This is a genomic window from Pseudomonas sp. P179, assembly GCF_000478485.2.
Taxonomy (GTDB): domain Bacteria; phylum Pseudomonadota; class Gammaproteobacteria; order Pseudomonadales; family Pseudomonadaceae; genus Pseudomonas; species Pseudomonas aeruginosa.
The window spans coordinates 4697287-4713093 of record NZ_KI517354.1 but is presented as its reverse complement, the minus strand read 5'-3'; the positions used below and the strand labels follow the sequence as shown (position 1 = coordinate 4713093).

At 66.2% G+C, this 15807-nt stretch carries 14 protein-coding genes and 1 pseudogene; 4 read left to right on the top strand and 11 right to left on the bottom strand.

Annotated elements, in window-relative coordinates; all coding sequences use genetic code 11:
• Positions 1-4: 4 nt before the first annotated feature.
• Together pprA and HMPREF1224_RS34020 are read right to left on the bottom strand one after the other, a co-directional pair.
• Positions 5-2776 (bottom strand): two-component system sensor histidine kinase PprA, encoded by a 2772-nt coding sequence (gene pprA / locus HMPREF1224_RS34025; RefSeq protein WP_010793826.1) that lies wholly within the window; start codon positions 2774-2776, stop codon positions 5-7.
• A gap of 9 nt (positions 2777-2785) precedes the next feature.
• Entirely contained in the window at positions 2786-3292 is a 507-nt protein-coding gene (locus HMPREF1224_RS34020; protein WP_003120840.1) for a TadE/TadG family type IV pilus assembly protein, read from the bottom strand.
• A 63-nt stretch (positions 3293-3355) separates the two neighbouring features.
• Between HMPREF1224_RS34020 and fppA the strand changes: the two genes are divergently transcribed.
• Together fppA and pprB are read left to right on the top strand one after the other, a co-directional pair.
• Positions 3356-3838 carry a type 4b pilus Flp prepilin peptidase gene (gene fppA, locus HMPREF1224_RS34015; RefSeq protein WP_010793825.1) on the top strand — a complete coding sequence of 161 codons (483 nt, stop codon included), beginning with the start codon at positions 3356-3358 and terminating at the stop codon, positions 3836-3838.
• Between the two features lie 120 nt (positions 3839-3958).
• A complete protein-coding gene (gene pprB, locus HMPREF1224_RS34010; RefSeq protein ID WP_003103959.1) occupies positions 3959-4786 on the top strand; it encodes a two-component response regulator PprB in 828 nt (275 codons plus the stop codon).
• Positions 4787-4811: 25 nt separating this feature from the next.
• Here the strand turns inward: pprB and tadG are convergent, their stop codons facing one another.
• The 9 genes from tadG to rcpC are packed head-to-tail and all read right to left on the bottom strand — an operon-like array spanning position 4812 to position 13981.
• Positions 4812-6482 carry a type 4b pilus Flp biogenesis protein TadG gene (gene tadG / locus HMPREF1224_RS34005; RefSeq protein WP_003123262.1) on the bottom strand — a complete coding sequence of 557 codons (1671 nt, stop codon included), beginning with the start codon at positions 6480-6482 and terminating at the stop codon, positions 4812-4814.
• Positions 6483-6506: 24 nt separating this feature from the next.
• Complete coding sequence (locus HMPREF1224_RS34000; protein WP_003114983.1) at positions 6507-6791, bottom strand: DUF3613 domain-containing protein; 285 nt, start codon at positions 6789-6791, stop codon at positions 6507-6509.
• A 22-nt stretch (positions 6792-6813) separates the two neighbouring features.
• Complete coding sequence (gene tadD / locus HMPREF1224_RS33995) at positions 6814-7551, bottom strand: type 4b pilus Flp biogenesis protein TadD (RefSeq protein ID WP_003114982.1); 738 nt, start codon at positions 7549-7551, stop codon at positions 6814-6816.
• Positions 7548-8459: a type 4b pilus Flp biogenesis protein TadC gene (tadC, locus tag HMPREF1224_RS33990; protein ID WP_003103955.1), complete on the bottom strand. Its 912-nt coding sequence runs from the start codon at positions 8457-8459 to the stop codon at positions 7548-7550. The genes tadD and tadC overlap by 4 nt, the downstream gene beginning before the upstream one ends.
• A gap of 9 nt (positions 8460-8468) precedes the next feature.
• Positions 8469-9353: a type 4b pilus Flp biogenesis protein TadB gene (gene tadB, locus HMPREF1224_RS33985; RefSeq protein WP_003114981.1), complete on the bottom strand. Its 885-nt coding sequence runs from the start codon at positions 9351-9353 to the stop codon at positions 8469-8471.
• Positions 9350-10615, bottom strand: coding sequence for a type 4b pilus Flp biogenesis ATPase TadA (gene tadA, locus HMPREF1224_RS33980; RefSeq protein ID WP_010793824.1), 1266 nt, complete (start codon positions 10613-10615; stop codon positions 9350-9352). Before tadA ends, tadB begins: the two co-directional genes overlap by 4 nt.
• Positions 10612-11796 carry a type 4b pilus Flp biogenesis protein TadZ gene (gene tadZ / locus HMPREF1224_RS33975; protein ID WP_003093855.1) on the bottom strand — a complete coding sequence of 395 codons (1185 nt, stop codon included), beginning with the start codon at positions 11794-11796 and terminating at the stop codon, positions 10612-10614. Before tadZ ends, tadA begins: the two co-directional genes overlap by 4 nt.
• Positions 11797-11805: 9 nt before the next feature.
• Positions 11806-13056, bottom strand: coding sequence for a type 4b pilus Flp secretin RcpA (rcpA, locus tag HMPREF1224_RS33970; RefSeq protein WP_003110119.1), 1251 nt, complete (start codon positions 13054-13056; stop codon positions 11806-11808).
• Positions 13057-13069: 13 nt separating this feature from the next.
• The gene (rcpC, locus tag HMPREF1224_RS33965) at positions 13070-13981 is read right to left on the bottom strand and encodes a type 4b pilus Flp biogenesis protein RcpC (RefSeq protein WP_010793823.1); all 912 of its coding nucleotides are present in this window, start codon (positions 13979-13981) and stop codon (positions 13070-13072) included.
• 408 nt (positions 13982-14389) lie between these two features.
• On the opposite strand from rcpC, the gene flp reads away from it, so the two are divergent.
• Together flp and pctC are read left to right on the top strand one after the other, a co-directional pair.
• Positions 14390-14608 carry a type 4b pilus Flp major pilin gene (gene flp, locus HMPREF1224_RS33960; RefSeq protein WP_003107380.1) on the top strand — a complete coding sequence of 73 codons (219 nt, stop codon included), beginning with the start codon at positions 14390-14392 and terminating at the stop codon, positions 14606-14608.
• 189 nt (positions 14609-14797) lie between these two features.
• A pseudogene (pctC, locus tag HMPREF1224_RS33955) lies at positions 14798-15807 on the top strand (methyl-accepting chemotaxis protein PctC); the annotation flags it as partial.

Here is a 15807-nt window from a genome sequence, read left to right as displayed (position 1 = left end):
GACGTCATCCGCCCGCCTCGGCGGGCAGCGCCGCCAGCGGCAAGCGAACCACGAACAACGCGCCCTCCCCCTGGTTGGCCGCCGTCAGGCTACCGCCCATGTTGCGCACCAGATCGTGGCTGACCGAGAGACCCAGGCCGGTACCCTTGCCCTCCACCTTGGTGGTGAAGAAGGGTTCGAATATCCGCTCCAGCAGGAGCGGTTCGATCCCGCCGCCGTTGTCGTGCACGTGCAATTCGACCCAGCCCGGTTCGCGGCAGGCCACCTGCTCCAGGCGAATGCGCCGGCTGGCCAGGCCAAGATTGCCGAGCAGGGCATCGCGGGCGTTGGCGAGCAGGTTGATGATCACCTGTTCCAGCTGGTCCGCCTGCCCTCGTACCACCATCCGCTGCGTCGGCGCCGGGCACTCCACCTCGATGGCGTGCTGACGCAGCCCCTCGCCGAGCAGGCCCAGGGCGCCTTCGAAGGCGGTATAGGGGTCGAACGGCAGCGCCTCCAGCGCCGACTTGCGGCTGAACACGCCGAGGTGGCTGACCAGGCGGTCGACGCGCAGGACCTGGGCATCCATGCGCTCCAGTTTCTCGCCCAGGTAGTCGCCGTCGAGGCCGACGCTGTTCATCCGCTGGCGCATGTTGAAGAGGGTCATGCGCAGCACGTGCAGCGGCTGCTTCACCTCGTGGGCGAGGCCGCTGACCATCTCCCCCAGGCTGGCCATCTTGGCGCCTTGCGCCAGTTGCTGCTGGGCCCGACGCACCGGCGTGTTGTCGCGTCCCACCGCCTGTACCTCGCACAATTCGCCCCGGGCGTCGAACAACGGTCGCTCGGCCCACACCAGCCAGAGAAAACGTTGCCCCGGCAGGTTGAAGCGCAGTTCCGGCACCTCGCTGGCGCCCTCCCGCGGCGAACCCAGCAGACGCGCGCGCAAGGCGCTGGCGTCTTCCGCCGCCAGCCACTCGTCGAGCCGGCGACCGACCAGGCGCTCCGGGCTGGTCGCGAGGCTATCGGCGAAGGTCCGGTTCACGTAGGTCAGCACCAGGTCGGCGGTATAGCGACAGATCAGCGCCGGCGAATCCTCCACCAGGACCCGGTAGCGTTCCTCGCTCTCGGCGATACGCTGTGCCGCCAGGTGCTGCTCGGTCACGTCCAGCCACAGGCCCACCGCCTCGCTGGGCAGGCCCTGGGCATCGCGCAGCAGCTTGGCTTCGTCGTAGAGCCAGTGCCAGTTGCCCTGGCCATCGGCGAGGCGATAGCGGGTCTTCACCCGGCCTTCGCGAAGCAGCTCGCGGCCGCGGGCGAAAAAGGCCTCCAGATCATCCGGATGCACCCGCTCGGCGAGCGCCTGCCAACTCTGTCCCTGCAGGTCGAGGCCGAGCAGGTTGCTCGCGCTTTCGCTGTAGAACTCCGGCACCAGGTGCCCCTGCTCGACCCGCTGGACATAGATCACCACCGGCGCACTGTCGATCAGGCTGCGCAACCGCGCGTGGGCCGCCTGTGCCCGTTCCTCCTGGCGCCGGCCTTCGCTGATGTCGAGCAGCACGCCGGACAGCCCCAGGGCACTGCCGCGTCCCAGCGGCCGGCCCTCGATGCGCAGCCAGCGGCGCTCGCCGCGGCTATCCGGCTGACGCAGGCAAAGGTCCTGGGCCAGCGCCTGGCCGCTGCGCAGGCTGGCACGCAGGCGCAGGCCGAGCTCGTCGGCGTCCGCCGGTTGCAGCAGGCCCTGCAGGTGTTCCAACGGCACCCGACGATACTCGCCGGTCAACCCCAGGCTGTCGTGCAAGGCCGGCGCCAGTTCGAAGAGTTCCTGCTCCGCCCAGTAACGCCACCAGCCGCCGCCGATCATCTCCTGCAACAGCCCCAGCTTGCGCGAACTGTCGTGCTGCTCGTGGAGTTCGCAGCGGTCCGCCACCTGGTTCGCCAGCAGTTCCGCGAGGTATTGCCAGTCCTGCGGCGCGGGCCCCTGGGCGAGCTGCTCCAGCGACATCGGCCGGACCAGCAATGCCCCCAGGCGGCCACCGCGCATCGCCGCCGGCACCAGGTAGAGCGCGTCCTCGCCGATCTGCCGGAGCAGCGTCGAGGCGCCTTCGCCACGGCGTAGCAAGCGCGCGCCCGCCCCTTCGCGCAGGTCGTCGTCGGCGAGTTGCAGGGTCGGTCGCAGCAAACTGTCGCTGCCAGGCCGCACATGACTGGCGAAGACCGTGCAGAAACCCTTGCCGTCGCCCAGCAGCAGGGCGATAGCCTGCATCTGGAACGCGCCGGAGAGCGATTCGAGAATCTCCTGGACCGCCTCCGCCAGGTGTCCGTGGGAGACATGGCGCAGACGCGAAAGGATCAGCTTGCCTAGGCTCAGGCTCTGCAACTGGTGCTGCTGGTTGTCGGACTGCCAGTTGAGGTCGGAGATGTCCATGCCCAGCAGCAGCGAGCGTCCCAGGCCGTCGAGCGGCTGCATCGGCTGGAAACGACAGGTCAATGGCGCGGCGGCATCGCTGCGCAGCGTCAGGTCGAGACGCTCGCCCCGGCGCAGGCCGGCCAGCGTCGGCGCACCGGGGGCGCGCCGCTCCAGATACTCGGCGAAAGGCCGCGGCTGTTCGCCAAGCCCATGGGCGCACTGCAGACGATACGCCTGCCGCCCGCCGACCCGGATCACGCGGTCCTGTTCGTCCATCTCGAAACACAGGTCCCAACTCCTCAGCGAAGCGCTCCAGAGGGCGGGGCCTTCCTGCGAAAAGGGTTCCGGCCTCTCGGCCTCGGCGGACGACGAGCGGGAAAATTCGAACATGCGACCACCTCACAGCAACAGGTTGGCACTCGCCTTCAGCGTCTGCGGCAGGTTGGGAATCGCGCCGATGCCGGGGAAGCTCAGCACGGGGATGATCGCCTTGCCCGGATCGCCGTACGGGTACTGCACGCAGACCTCGATCCGCGACGTGGCGCTGACGTAGTCGGCGTACTGGCCATTGCCGGCACAGGGCTGGAGGTTCGCCCGCCAGGCCGCCGGCATCCAGTCCAGGCGCGCGAGCAACTCGTCCCTGGCACGGGCTTCGGCGAGGCTCTCGTAGCCCGCATCGGAGGGATCGACAGCGATCGCCGCACGGGCCCCCACGGCAGCGGCATCGTTGAACGACTGCAACATGAGCAAAGGAATGCTGTAGCTGATCAGACCGTAGACCAGCGCGAAAAACAGCAGGAAGATCGCTGTGAATTCGATGGCGACGGCGCCGTGCTGGCGTCGCCGGGAAGCTTTTCCGAGCATGAGCTGACATCCCCGATCCGCATCCTTAATACTAGTCGTCATTCGCTCCGCCAACGTTACTGAAAAGGTATTAATCCAGATGTCGAAAAAAGGCTGAAGAACAGGATGGAGCAATTAGCACTGGCCTTGTGGGCAAGCGTTTGCGGATATCAGGACATCAAACGTTTGCGCGTCTCCAACTGGCTTATCCTGGGCGGATTTCTTATTTCCTTTGTTTATTTATATGTGAAAGAGTCAAGCCTGACCGGCGCTACGGTTAATATGGCAATGACCGCACTTTTTATAGGCGTCTGCCTCAGCCTTCCCGGCTACCTTCTCGGCAGGCTCGGCGCTGCCGACGTCAAGTACCTGGCCGCACTGGGGCTGGCCAGCGACCCACTTACGGTGCTCTATAGCCTGGCCTTCGGCTGCCTGCTGTGCATCGCGCTATTCATCCTCGTAAAGTTATTCAAACGTTCGGTAGAAAAGTCCGCAATGAATGAAGAAGTTCGCCTTCGAAGGGCACCGTCAAAAAAAAAGTCATTCCCTTTTATATTCGCCATGAGCGCCGGCCTTTTGGCACATTTGATTATCAGTAAAATTATCTGAGTAAACTTGCGGAAGACCTCACTTAGCGACTATATGCTTATGGCTAATACCATTCGGTATGGCTGCATTCCAATGCACGTCCCCTGTTAAAAACAAAATAAGCAAATGGAGCGTATGACCATGGACAAACCGGCCTCGCGGCATTTCAGCGTCTTGATCATCGATGATGAACCCCAGGTGACCTCGGAACTCCGCGAACTGCTGGAAAACAGTGGCTACCGTTGCGTAACCAGCACCCACCGGGAGTCGGCGATCGCCAGCTTCCAGGCCGACCCGAACATCGGCCTGGTCATCTGCGACCTCTACCTGGGGCAGGACAACGGTATCCGCCTGATCGAGAGCCTCAAGGAAGTCGCCGGCAACGGCAGGTTCTTCGAATCGATCATCCTCACCGGTCACGATGGCCGCCAGGAAGTGATCGAGGCCATGCGGGTCGGCGCCGCCGACTACTACCAGAAACCGGTGGCGCCGCAGGAACTGCTGCATGGCCTCGAACGCCTGGAGAACCGCCTGCACGAGCGCGTCCGCAGCCAGTTGAGCCTGAGCCACGTCAACCAGCGCCTGGAATACCTCGCCGAATCGCTGAACTCGATCTACCGCGACATCCACAAGATCAAGTACGAGGTACACGGCAACAGCCAGCCGAGTGCCCTCAAGAGCGAAGACAGCCAGCCGTCCGCGCCGCCGGCGTCGGTCGCGGAAAGCCAGGTGTCCCCGAGCAATCCGCTGTTCGGCAAGCTGTCGCCCCGCCAGCAGGCGGTGGCGCGGCTGGTGAGCAAGGGCCTGACCAACTACCAGATCGCCTACGAACTGGGCATCACCGAGAACACCGTGAAGCTGTACGTCTCCCAGGTGCTGCGCCTGATGCATATGCACAACCGCACCCAGTTGGCGCTGGCCCTGTCGCCTGCGGCGATGCAGCAGGGCAGCGGAGCGGTGGTGCACTGACAGGCGCGATGGCCCGGCGGGCCTGCTAGATCAGCAGTTCCGCCCTGCCGACATCGACCTTCAGAATCTCCGCGTCGATGTATCCAAGTTGTACCCCCAGCAAGGGCAGGACCAGATTCAGGATCGGCGTCAGCAGCCCATCGACCAGAGGTGCCACCACGGAATTCACGATGAGGTCGGTGAGCGCCGTCGAGCCGCACAGCAAAGGCAAGCACAGTCCGAGCACCACGGGATTGACGTTGATGCTGGTTTTCAGGGTACTGGCGAGAAAGCCGCTTTCCGGCAACCTGCGGCTCTGGACGAGATCGGAACCGTCGGCTTTCACGTTGAATCGCGTATCGCCCGAGCTGCCGGCGATCGAGGTATCGAGCTTGAGATCCAATCGCACCAAGCCGCCAAGCACCAGAATCGAGCCGACCTGATCGATGTTGGCCGGACTGCCGATCTTTATCGTCGCTCCGCTGCTTCTCCAACCGAAGTCCAACGCGGTATCCGGGCGGGTACAGGCCATGCTTTTCAGCCAGACGGCTCCCGACGCGCCTTCGATGGCCAGTTGCAGTTTCGTGGTGGCGAGAATGGACAGGAACCCGGAATCGATGTCCGCCGTAAGTCGTACCTGGGACTGGCGCACCTCCGTGCGCCAGGCACCGCTCTCATCCTGCCCTGGCGGCCCGGAGACGATCCTCTTCGGCTCTACGACCGTGAGCCGTGCATTGGCCAATCCGGGGATGCCCAGGTTCACGGCGACCGCGGAATTCTTGTTGGCGACCTGGGCAACCGCCATGATGAGATCCAGCGCATTGATCGCCGTATCCAGCTGCGACATGCTGTTCACCTCGCCGGCGCTCAGCCCCAGCAAGTCTCCCAGTTTCAACGTGGCCGACTTTACCCCCACCAATTGCGCTCTCAGGGCCTCGACCGAGGCTACGCCGTTCTTCGCCAGGACGTTCACGCTGGCGGCGAGTACCTGCTGCAAGCCGACGTTGGTATTCAACAACTGTTCGATGGTCCCCAGGCTGGTATCGACCCCGATCAAGCCCATTCCATCCGCGCCGAGAATGTCCAGCACACTGAGCTTCGCGTCGGCGATACCGTTGTAGGCCGCCGCCGAGAGATCGATGTGGGTGCCCAGCAATCCGCTCAGGATGGGGTTGAGCAACGCCGATTGGCCACTGTTCACGCTCGCCAGCCCCGTGCCTGCGGAAATCGTGGCGTTCGGCAGGCGTCGCGCCACGGCCTCTGCGCGGAGATCGACGTTGGCATTGCCGCCGCCGAACAGTCCCCCGAGGTTGGCGACCAGGCTGCCGGGAACGCTCTTGGTCACCTCGACATGCACCGCCTCGTTGGCGGCAGCCGCGTTCGACGCGCTGGCTATGAAACTGCGCAGGCCGCCGGCACTCAGCACGCCGCCGACTTCCGCCGACAGGCTGGAGCCGGCGGCGTCCGCATCGAACCCGTTGAGCATCGCGCTGGCCTTGGCGAAAGACGTCGCCTGGGCAGAACTCTGGTCGCCGCACAAGGCTCCCTGGGAGGCACTCTCCAGCGCCGCCACGTCCGCCACTCGCTGCAGGTTGCGCTGCTCCAGGTAGAGCCGCCCGGTATCCACCACCAGCAACAGGCAGATCAAGGCCAGCAGCAGGGTGGTCGCCGCCAGGATGCCGATCGCCCCGCGCTGTCTTGCAGGCCATCCGTTCATGCCCTGCCCCTCCGCCAGGAACCGTCAGTTCTTGCTCTCGCCGAAGCCGCGATCTTCCAGCAGGTACTCGGGAATCTCGTGCTCATAGCTTTTCAGGTAGCGCTGGTAGGCACGCTGGCGCTCGGCGGCGGTCGCGCTTTGCCGAACCGGGCTGGCGGCCCGGCCGCTCGCCTGGATGGCCAGCCAGGCGCGGGTGGCGGTCTGCGGTTCGGCCGTCGCTGGCGCGGCAGGACGGACCGCCGGCGTGTCCGCGGCCCAGGCCGTGCCGGACAGGAGCAGCAAGACGCCGAACAGGATTCGCTCGTGCATGGTTCACCTCTCCGGCGCCGGCTCAGGGCGCCTCGTTGGCCATCGCGGTATGCATATTCGCCTCCGCCGGCAGTTCCGCCAGCGGGTCGTCGCTTGCCGGCGCCGCGCCGGGTGTCGGTACGGCACCCCAGCTGCGCGCCCGCGCCTCGGCCGCGCGGATGTCCCGGGCATCCAGCTGCAAACGCTCGATCAGGCGCTGCGCATCTTCCCGGTCGCCTTGCAGGTACAGCAGGCCGAGCAGGTTGGTCGCCGGCAGCTTGCCACCCTGCTGCAACTCCAGCGCAGTGATGAATTCGAAGCGCGCGCCGACACGGTCGCCGCGCTTGAGCAGGGCGACCCCCAGGTCGTTGCGGAAGCGGCTCTCGGTCGGCCGCAGGCGCGCCGCCTCGCGCAGCTCGAGGACCGCCCGGGCGCTGTCGCCATTGCGCAGGGCGAGCAGGCCGAGGCCGTGGTGCGCCTCGGGTGCCTTGCAGGTTTCCAGCAGGGCCTGGTACTCGGCCCTGGCCCGCGGGTCGCCGATCCGGCGCAGGATCAGCGCCCTTTCCTCGCGCACGTCGAGCAACCCCGGCGGCATGCTTTCCAGGTTGGCCAGGGCCGCATGCAGGCGGCCCTCGCGGATCATGTCGCGGACCATGTTCATCTGCAGTTCCTGCTCCTGGCCGAGCTGCTGCGAACACTCCCGTGGGCCGTCCCGCCCCGGCAGCGCGGCGCAACCGCCGAGCAGGGCGGCGCACAGGCCGATGCCGATCAGTGCTTTCATCCCAGTCCTCCCAAGGCCTTGGTGATCGCGATGACGCCCGGACCGGCGAGGACGATCAGCAGCGCCGGGAACAGCAGCACCATCATCACCAGGCTCATCTTCGCCGACAGCTTGCCGATGCGTTCCTGCAAGGTGGTCAGGCGCCGGTCTTCGAACAGTTGCTTGAGCGTCAGCAGGGTGCTGCGCGCACTGCCGCCCTGGCGCAACATCTGCCGTAGCACGCCGCAGCAGTCGTTCAGCGGGTCCACCTGCAGGCGCCGGGCAAGCGCCTCCAGCTCTTCCGCCAGGTCGATGCCGTTGTCGGCACGGGTCAGCGCCAGGTCCAGCTCGCGGGCCAGTTGCGGGGTGATCCCGCGGCCTTCCAGGCAGACCACGCGCAGCGTCTGCTCCACGGTCAGGCCGGCGTCGAAGAGGATGCGGATCAGTTGCACGAACAGGATCATCTCGTCGGCGATCAGCGCCCGGCGCGCCTTGGCGAAGTGCTTGAGCACCTGCTTGGGCAGGAGGAAACCGATGCCGGCGGCGAACAGCAGCGGCACCGCGTAGGACGCCTCGCTCTCGGCGCGCAGCAGCTTGACCAGCAAGACCAGGAGAACGAACAGCAGCGGCGTGAGGAACACCGAGATCAGGTACAGGGTCCGGTAGCGACTCTCGTGCCAGCCGGCCTGTTGCAGCAACTGGCGGGCCTCGCTGTCCATCAGTTGCAGGCGCCGCACCCAGAAGCTGTCGTCCATCCGCTCGGTCATGCCGGCCAGCCACCTGGTCGAGCCGCCAGGGTTGGCCAGCGCTCCCAGGCGCCTCTCGATCAGGCGCTGCTCGCGGCTGCCGTTGCGCGCCTGGAGCAACAGCAACAAGGCACCGCCGACCGCCATCAGGAGCGCCGCGAAAATCAGCCACTGTGCCTGCATGGCCACCTCCTAGACGCTCTTGAGCATGCGCCACAGCGCATAGCAGCCGAGCAGTTGCAGCCCGAGCGAGGCCAGCAGCAGGAAACGCCCGGTGCCGTCGGCCCACATGTTCAGCAGATAGCCCGGGTTGCTCGCCAGGATGTAGCCGCCCAGGGCGCTCGGCACGCCGGCCAGGACATAGGCGCTGATCCGTGTCTCGCCGGTCATCGCGTGCAACTGCCGGCTGAGCTTCTCGCGCTCGTGGATGAGCTTGACGATGCTGTCCAGCAGGTCGCTGGTATTGCCGCCATAACGGTGGTTGACCGAGACGCCCAGGGCGAGGATGCGCAGCTCCTCAACCTCGTAGAGTTCGGCGACTTCCTGCAACGCCTCCGGCAGGTGGATGCCGAGAAGCACGTGGTTGCGCGCCAGGGTGAAGATGTCGCGCAGCGGCTCCTCGGCATTCTCCACTGCCTGCATCAGCGCGTCGCCCAGCGTGCGCCCGGCGTGCAGGCTGCGCACCACCTGGTCGAGGAAACGCGGCATCTGCCGGATCATTCGCTTCAGGCGGCGCTGGTAGAGCATGCCCAGGGCGACGCGGCAGGACAGCGCCGCCAGTAGCAGGCCGCCTAGCGCGCCGATGGTGCCGAACAGGCCCAATCCGCTCCAGACCAGCAGCAGCGCGAGCACTGCCGCCCCGAACAACCACGGGCGCGGGCGCTGGATACCGGCGCGACGCATCTGGCGAGCCAGCCAGTGACTGCTGCGCGGCCGCACCGCGACCGCCTCCTGGCGTCCCAGCAGCCGTTCAACCACCAGTTCGTTGCGCCCGGCGCGCCAGCCCATGAACGCCAGGGCCAGCGCGGCGAAAGCCAGCACGCCGCTGAACAGCACCAGCAGTTGCGCGCCGTTCACAGCAGCGCCTGGCGGAATTTCTGCCCGACCGGCGCGGCCTGGCGGACGAACTGCCCGCTACCGCGCCGGTCGAGACTGAACAGGGTATTGGTGACGTACACGCCGTCGCGCACCTCCAGCACCTCCAGCACTTCGCTGATGCAACGCCGACCGCTGGCCAGGCGGGTGATCTGCACCACCACGTCCAGCGCGGCGCAGATCATCAGGCGCAAGGTCTGCTCCGGCAGCCTGTTGCCGGTCAGGCCGACCAGCATCTCCATGCGCAGCAGCGAATCCATCGCCGAGTTGGCGTGCACCGTGCTCATCGAGCCGTCGTGGCCGGTGTTCATCGCCTGCAGCACGTCGAGTACCTCGACGCCGCGGATCTCGCCGAGGATGATCCGGTCCGGGCGCATCCGCAGGGCGTTGCGGATCAGGTCGCGGGCGGTCACCTCGCCGTAGCCCTCGGCGTTCGGCGGACGGGTCTCCAGGCGCACCACGTGGTCGTGGCCGAGTTGCAGCTCGGCGGTGTCCTCGATGGTGACGATCCGCTCGCGTTCGTCGATGAAGCCGCTGATGACGTTGAGCAAGGTGGTCTTGCCGGTGCCGGTGCCGCCACTGATGAGGATGTTGCAGCGGCGCGAGACCGCCTGGCGGAGGAACTCGAGCAAGGCTTCGTCGACGCTCTGGTAGGCCAGCAGGTCGGCACTGCGCAGCAGCTCCTGGCTGAACTTGCGGATCGAGATGCACGGCCCGTCCAGCGCCACCGGGGGAATGATCGCGTTGACCCGGCTGCCGTCCGGCAGGCGCGCGTCGACCATCGGGCTGGACTCGTCCAGGCGTCGGCCGAGGGGCGCGAGGATACGCTGGATCACCCGCAGCACATGGTGGTCGTCGATGAAGCGCAGGTCGCTCTGGTAGAGCCGCCCTTCCCGCTCGACGAACACCCGGCCCGGCCCGTTGACGAGGATTTCCGAGACGCCGGGATCGCGCAGGAGGATCTCCAGCGGGCCGAAGCCGGTGAGTTCGTCGACCACCTCTTCGGCCAGGCGGTCCAGTTCGTAGCGGGAGATCGCCAGTTGATGGCGCGAGCCGTATTCGCAGACCTTTTCCGAGACGTACTGGACCACGGCGGAGCGCGCGCCCTCCAGCAGGTTCATGCCGTCTTCGTCGATCTCGTCGATGATGTAGCGGTGCAGGCGCAGCTTCAGCGCCTGGATGTCCTGCTCCTGGCGGGAGTGGAAGGCACCGCCGTCAGGACGCGTGCCGAATCCCGTGCTCATAGCAGCGCCGCCTTGGCCCGGCCGAGCCAGGAAAGCAGCGAACGGCGCTCGCCGCGTGTCACGCACAGGCTGTCCGCCAGTTGCCGCAGCTTGGCCGCCAATGGGTCGCGCGGCGCCACCTCGAACAGGCTCTTGCCGAGGTTCTTCGCGCGCAGGCGCGATTCCGGGGACAACGGCAGGACACCGAACAGATCGAGGTCGAACATCCGGCTTAGGGCCTGCTGGTCCGGCGCCACATTGGGCAGGTAGCGCTCGATCAGCAACTCGATGGAGGGCAACGGCAGGTTGCGCTCGCGCAGGCGGCGCAGGCGCTCCAGGCCCTTCTTGCAGGACGGCACGCTCTGGTCGACCATCCACAGCACGCGGTTGGCCTGCACCAGCAACTGGTTGCTCAGCTCGCCCTCGGGCAGCCCGGTGAGGTTGACCACCACATGGCTGAACGCCCCGCGCAGGTTGCCCAGCAACAGATAGAGTTCGGCGGTGGTGACTCGCTCCAGCACGCCGGGCTCGTCGGTCAGGCTGAGTATCCGCAGGCCGCTGTCGAGGCGGGTGAAGGCGCTGTCGATCAGGGTCTGGTCGAGGCGCCGCAGGTTGCGCAAGGCATCGCTGAAGGTGAAGGCCGAGTCCAGGCCGAGGATCGCCAGCGCCTCGCCGGTGGGCTGGCCGACGTCCAGCAGCAGGACCTGGTTCGGCGTCTGCTCCTGCAACGCCTTGGCCAGGTGCAAGGCGACGAAGGCGCCGTCGGCGTCCGGTCGGGCGCTGACCAGGGTCAGCAGCTCGCCCTGGCGCGCCGCGCTCACCGGCACGCTGGGCAGGCGTCCGCCGAGGCGCCGGATCAGCCCGGTCAGCTCGCTGGCGCGGGCGCCGTAGGTGATGAAGTCGCGCGCGCCGGCGCGCATCGCCGCCAGCACCAACTGGTTGTCCAGGCCGTCGCCGATGGCCACCACCGAGAGCATCGGCCGCGCCGATACCAATCCCTCGACCAGCGCGCCCTGGGACACCAGGTTGCTTTTGCCGAGGCTGATGAACAGCACCCCGGCGGCGGTAACGTCGAGCAGCGCCAGCAACTCCTCCAGGCTGGCGCTGCCTGCCGGAACCACCTGGCCGGCGGACGCCAGGCTGTTCTGCAACCAGTCGAGTTCGCCGGGATGCTGGGTCAGCGCCACGAAGTTCTGGTTCATGCGCGCCTCCTAATCCGACAGACCGGTGTCGTTCTGCTGGCCGTCGTACTCGCCGCGCTCGAGGAAGTACAGGCGCGAGAACCCCGGATCGTAGTGCCGCAGGCCCTCGCCGGGCAGGTCCGGCAACTGTGCGTCGGCGGCCAGCGGCTGGACCAGGTGCGGGGTGACGATCATCAGCAGCTCGCGGTCGTCCTTGTCCAGCTTGGTCGAGCGGAAGAACGCACCGAGGATCGGGATGTCGCCCAGCCAGGGAAACTTGTCGACGTTGCTCACCGAGTTGCTGCTGGTCAGCCCGCTGATCACGAAGCTCTCGCCGTCGGCCAGCATCACGCTGGTGTCGGTGCGCCGGACGCGCAGTGCCGGCACCGCCACCCCGCCGCTCTGGATGCCGGCGCTGTAGTCCAGTTCGCTGACCTCCGGCGCCACCTTGAGAGCAATGCGGCGGTTGTTCATCACCGTCGGGGTGAGGGTCAGGCGGATGCCAAACTCCTTGTATTCGATGGTGACGTTGTCGTTGGTGCCGTTCGGCACCGGGATCGGAAACTCGCCGCCGGCGAGGAACGACGCGCTCTGCCCGCTCATCGCCACCAGGCTCGGGCGCGCCAGGGTATAGGCGAAGCCGCTGCCCTCCAGGGCATTCATGAAGCTCAACCACTTGCCGCCGCCGAAGATCAGGTTGAATCCCGAGCTGCCGGTGCCGAAGGTGCCGCCCAGGCCGCTGCCGTCGGCATTGACCTTGATGTCGCCGAGGCTGCCCGGCGCACCGAGCACCCAGAGGTTGCCGCCGCGGCGGACGAACGAGGTGCTGGCCTGCTTCAGCTTGCTGCGGCTGACCTCGACGAAGCGGATATCGGTCTGCACCTGGTTCGGCAGCTCCTCTGCGGCGCCGGCGGTGAACGCTGGAGCACCGCGGGTATCGACGCTACCGCGTCCCTCGACCTCCACCAGGCTGCGCAACGGCTCGGGACTGCAGCCGGTCCAGATCAGCAGGCTGGTGGAGCCCTGTTCCTTGCCGGTGACCAGGAAGCCGCGACGATCCAGCAACTGTACGTCGGCGATCTTCGGATCGCCGATGGCCAGCCGTTCGATCGGCACCGCCAGGCGCAGGTCACGCTGTTGTCCCTGGACGACGTCGACCCGCGGCGCCTGCGCCAGCAACTCGATGCAGCCCTGCGGCAAAGCCAGTGCCGGCAGCGCCAACGCCACCCCCAGCAGCCCTCCCAGCCAGCGCGACACGCCTATCCCGGTGCTCCGATGCATATGCCGGCTCCCCTCAAGGCACTTCATGGGTCATGGCGCTGCCACGGTAGACCGTGACCCCGTTGGCCACCGGCACGCGCGGAGCCGCGCTGCGCACGCTCGGCGCCGTCGGTTTGCGGCGCTCCAGCAGTTGGTCGAGACTCAGCGCCGCGCTCGGCGCGCCCAGCGACGCTTGCAGCAGCGCGCCTTCCTGCTCCCTGCGGTAGAGTTCTTCGTCCTTGCTGCGGATGGCCAGGCGCAGCGAACCGGCCTGGCTCGCCAGCATCAGCCGCGCCACGCCGTCCTCCGGTACCGCCAGCACCGCGGTACGCGGCGGACGCGGGTCCTTTTCCTGGTTCGAGCGGTCCTGTCCATCGCTGCCCACGGCGATCCGCTCGCCGTAGGTCAGTACCCGGACGCCGGGCAACACCAGTTGCGCCAGCGGGGTCGATTCGCCGTCCCGCTCGTCACGCACGAAGAGCATCACGTCGACATAGTCGCCGGGCAGGACGAAGCCGCCGCCGCCGACCACTTCGTCCACAGCGATCGCCATCGCCCGCTCGTCCGGACGGATGGTCCGGGCCAGCGGACCGCCGGGTTCGAGAGTCGCGGCGGAAAGAATGCTGCCGGCCGGCACCGCGACCCAGACCCGCTTGCCGAGCAACGCCTCGGGCCTGTCGTAGCTACCGACCGGTGCGGTCCGCAACAGCTCGACGCTCAGGTCGTCCTTGCCGATCACCGCCAGCGCCGGGAGATCGCGACTGGCCACCAGCACCGGCTTGCGTTCGAGCTTTTCCAGCGAAGCGTCCACCGTCGCCGAAGCCGGCGCCACGGATGGAGCGTGCGCGTTCGATGGCGTGCGGCCGATGGATACGCCGAGGTATCCGAGCAACACCGCACCGAGCAGCAGCAGGCCGGCCAGGGCCATCAGCACCTTGCTATTCATGGGCAGACCCCTGCTATGCGTCCGGACAGGTCGATGAATGGAAAATCACCGGCGATCGCCGATGAACGAAAAAGAAAAAGTGGCGTCTTGCTGTCCGTGTCATGGCCATACTCCGGGACTGGCTTTCCATGGCAGGTACATTGGGTTATCGACTGGCGACAGTCGTTATTCAAGAACCAAAGTTCATAACTTCGACCATGCGGCGATAGGCCTGAAACTAGACTTGGGATAATCAATGTCAATTTGTCATTAGATGTAGTCCAAGCCTTGTAACTCGCCATATAACCTTGCGACTAATCCACTCCTACTAATGCCATTTAGTTGTTGCAAAACGCCATCATCGGCCTAGCCTCAGCGTGGAGGCAGGGCTCTGTCTCGGTGATTGCCGCGTTCGAGGAGCAAACAAGAATGAAGAACCTGACTCTGCTCGTGTATTGCAAACTTCGCGCATTCCTGGCGGACGAAGAAGGGGCAAATGCCATCGAATACGCGGTTATCGCAGGTTTGATCGCGGTGGCTCTGATTGCCGTATTGAGTCCCACGGACAGTGGTATCGTCGGCGGGCTGAAAGCCTTCTTCGACGGAGTCGGCGAAAAAGTCGGCGGGCTGGCTCCGACAGCGAACTGACGCGAGCGCTTTCCCGGTCGCTTCCCATAGTGGCGCCATTTTCATGGCGCCACTATTTTGCCTTTGTAATGGCACTGTGCTACAAAGCCTGCCGTTCAGGCGCTGGATCATGGCTTTCCCCCGCAAGCTCCCTACCTGGTGGCCTGGGCTCCCCGCCCTTCTTGAGGCTTTTGCCAGGACGCATCGCTCATGCTTCGCTCGCTGTCGTTTGCCAAGAAAATCCTTCTCGCCGCCGCGCTGGTGGTAGTTTTCGCCTTCAGCTGCTTCATCCTCTACAACGATTACCGACAGCGCGAGGCCGTGCGCACGGACACGGAAAACTACCTCGGGGAAATCGGCACCCTGACCGCCAGCAACATCCAGAGCTGGCTGGAAGGCCGCATGCACCTGGTGGAAGGCCTGGCCTCGCAACTGGCGCTGCTCGACCAGCCCGACGAGGCGAATATCGCAAGGCAACTGGAACAGCCCGTCTTCAGCCGCAATTTCGCGTCGGTCTATCTTGGCGAGGCGGCCAGCGGCACCTTCACCATGCGCCCCTACGACGCCATGCCGGAAGGTTACGACCCACGTACCCGCGCCTGGTACAAGGACGCGCTGGCGGCCGACCGGCTGATCGTCACCGAACCTTTCGTCGATGCCGGCACCGGCGAGCAGATCCTCGCCATGTCGCTGCCGGTGCGGCACGCCGGTCAACTGCTGGGCGTCGCCGCCGGCGACATGAAGCTGGAGACCCTGACCGCGATCCTCAATTCCCTGAAGTTCGACGGTGCCGGCTACGCCTTCCTGGTCAGCGACGCCGGCAAGATCCTCCTCCACCCCGACTCCGGGCTGGTCCTGAAGACCCTCGCCGAAGCCTATCCCAAAGGCGCACCGAACATCGTCCCCGGGGTCCACGAGGTGGAACTCGACGGTCGCAGCCAGTTCGTTTCCTTCACCCCGGTGAAGGGACTGCCCGGCGTGACCTGGTACGTCGCCCTGGTCCTCGACCGCGACACCGCCTATTCGATGCTCAGCGAATTCCGCACTTCGGCGATCGTCGCCACGCTAATCGCGGTGGTCGGCATCATGCTTCTCCTCGGCATGCTGATCCGCGTACTGATGCAACCGCTCACCGACATGGGCCGCGCCATGCAGGACATCGCCCAGGGCGAAGGCGACCTGACCAAGCGCCTGAAGGTCACCAGCAACGATGAATTCGG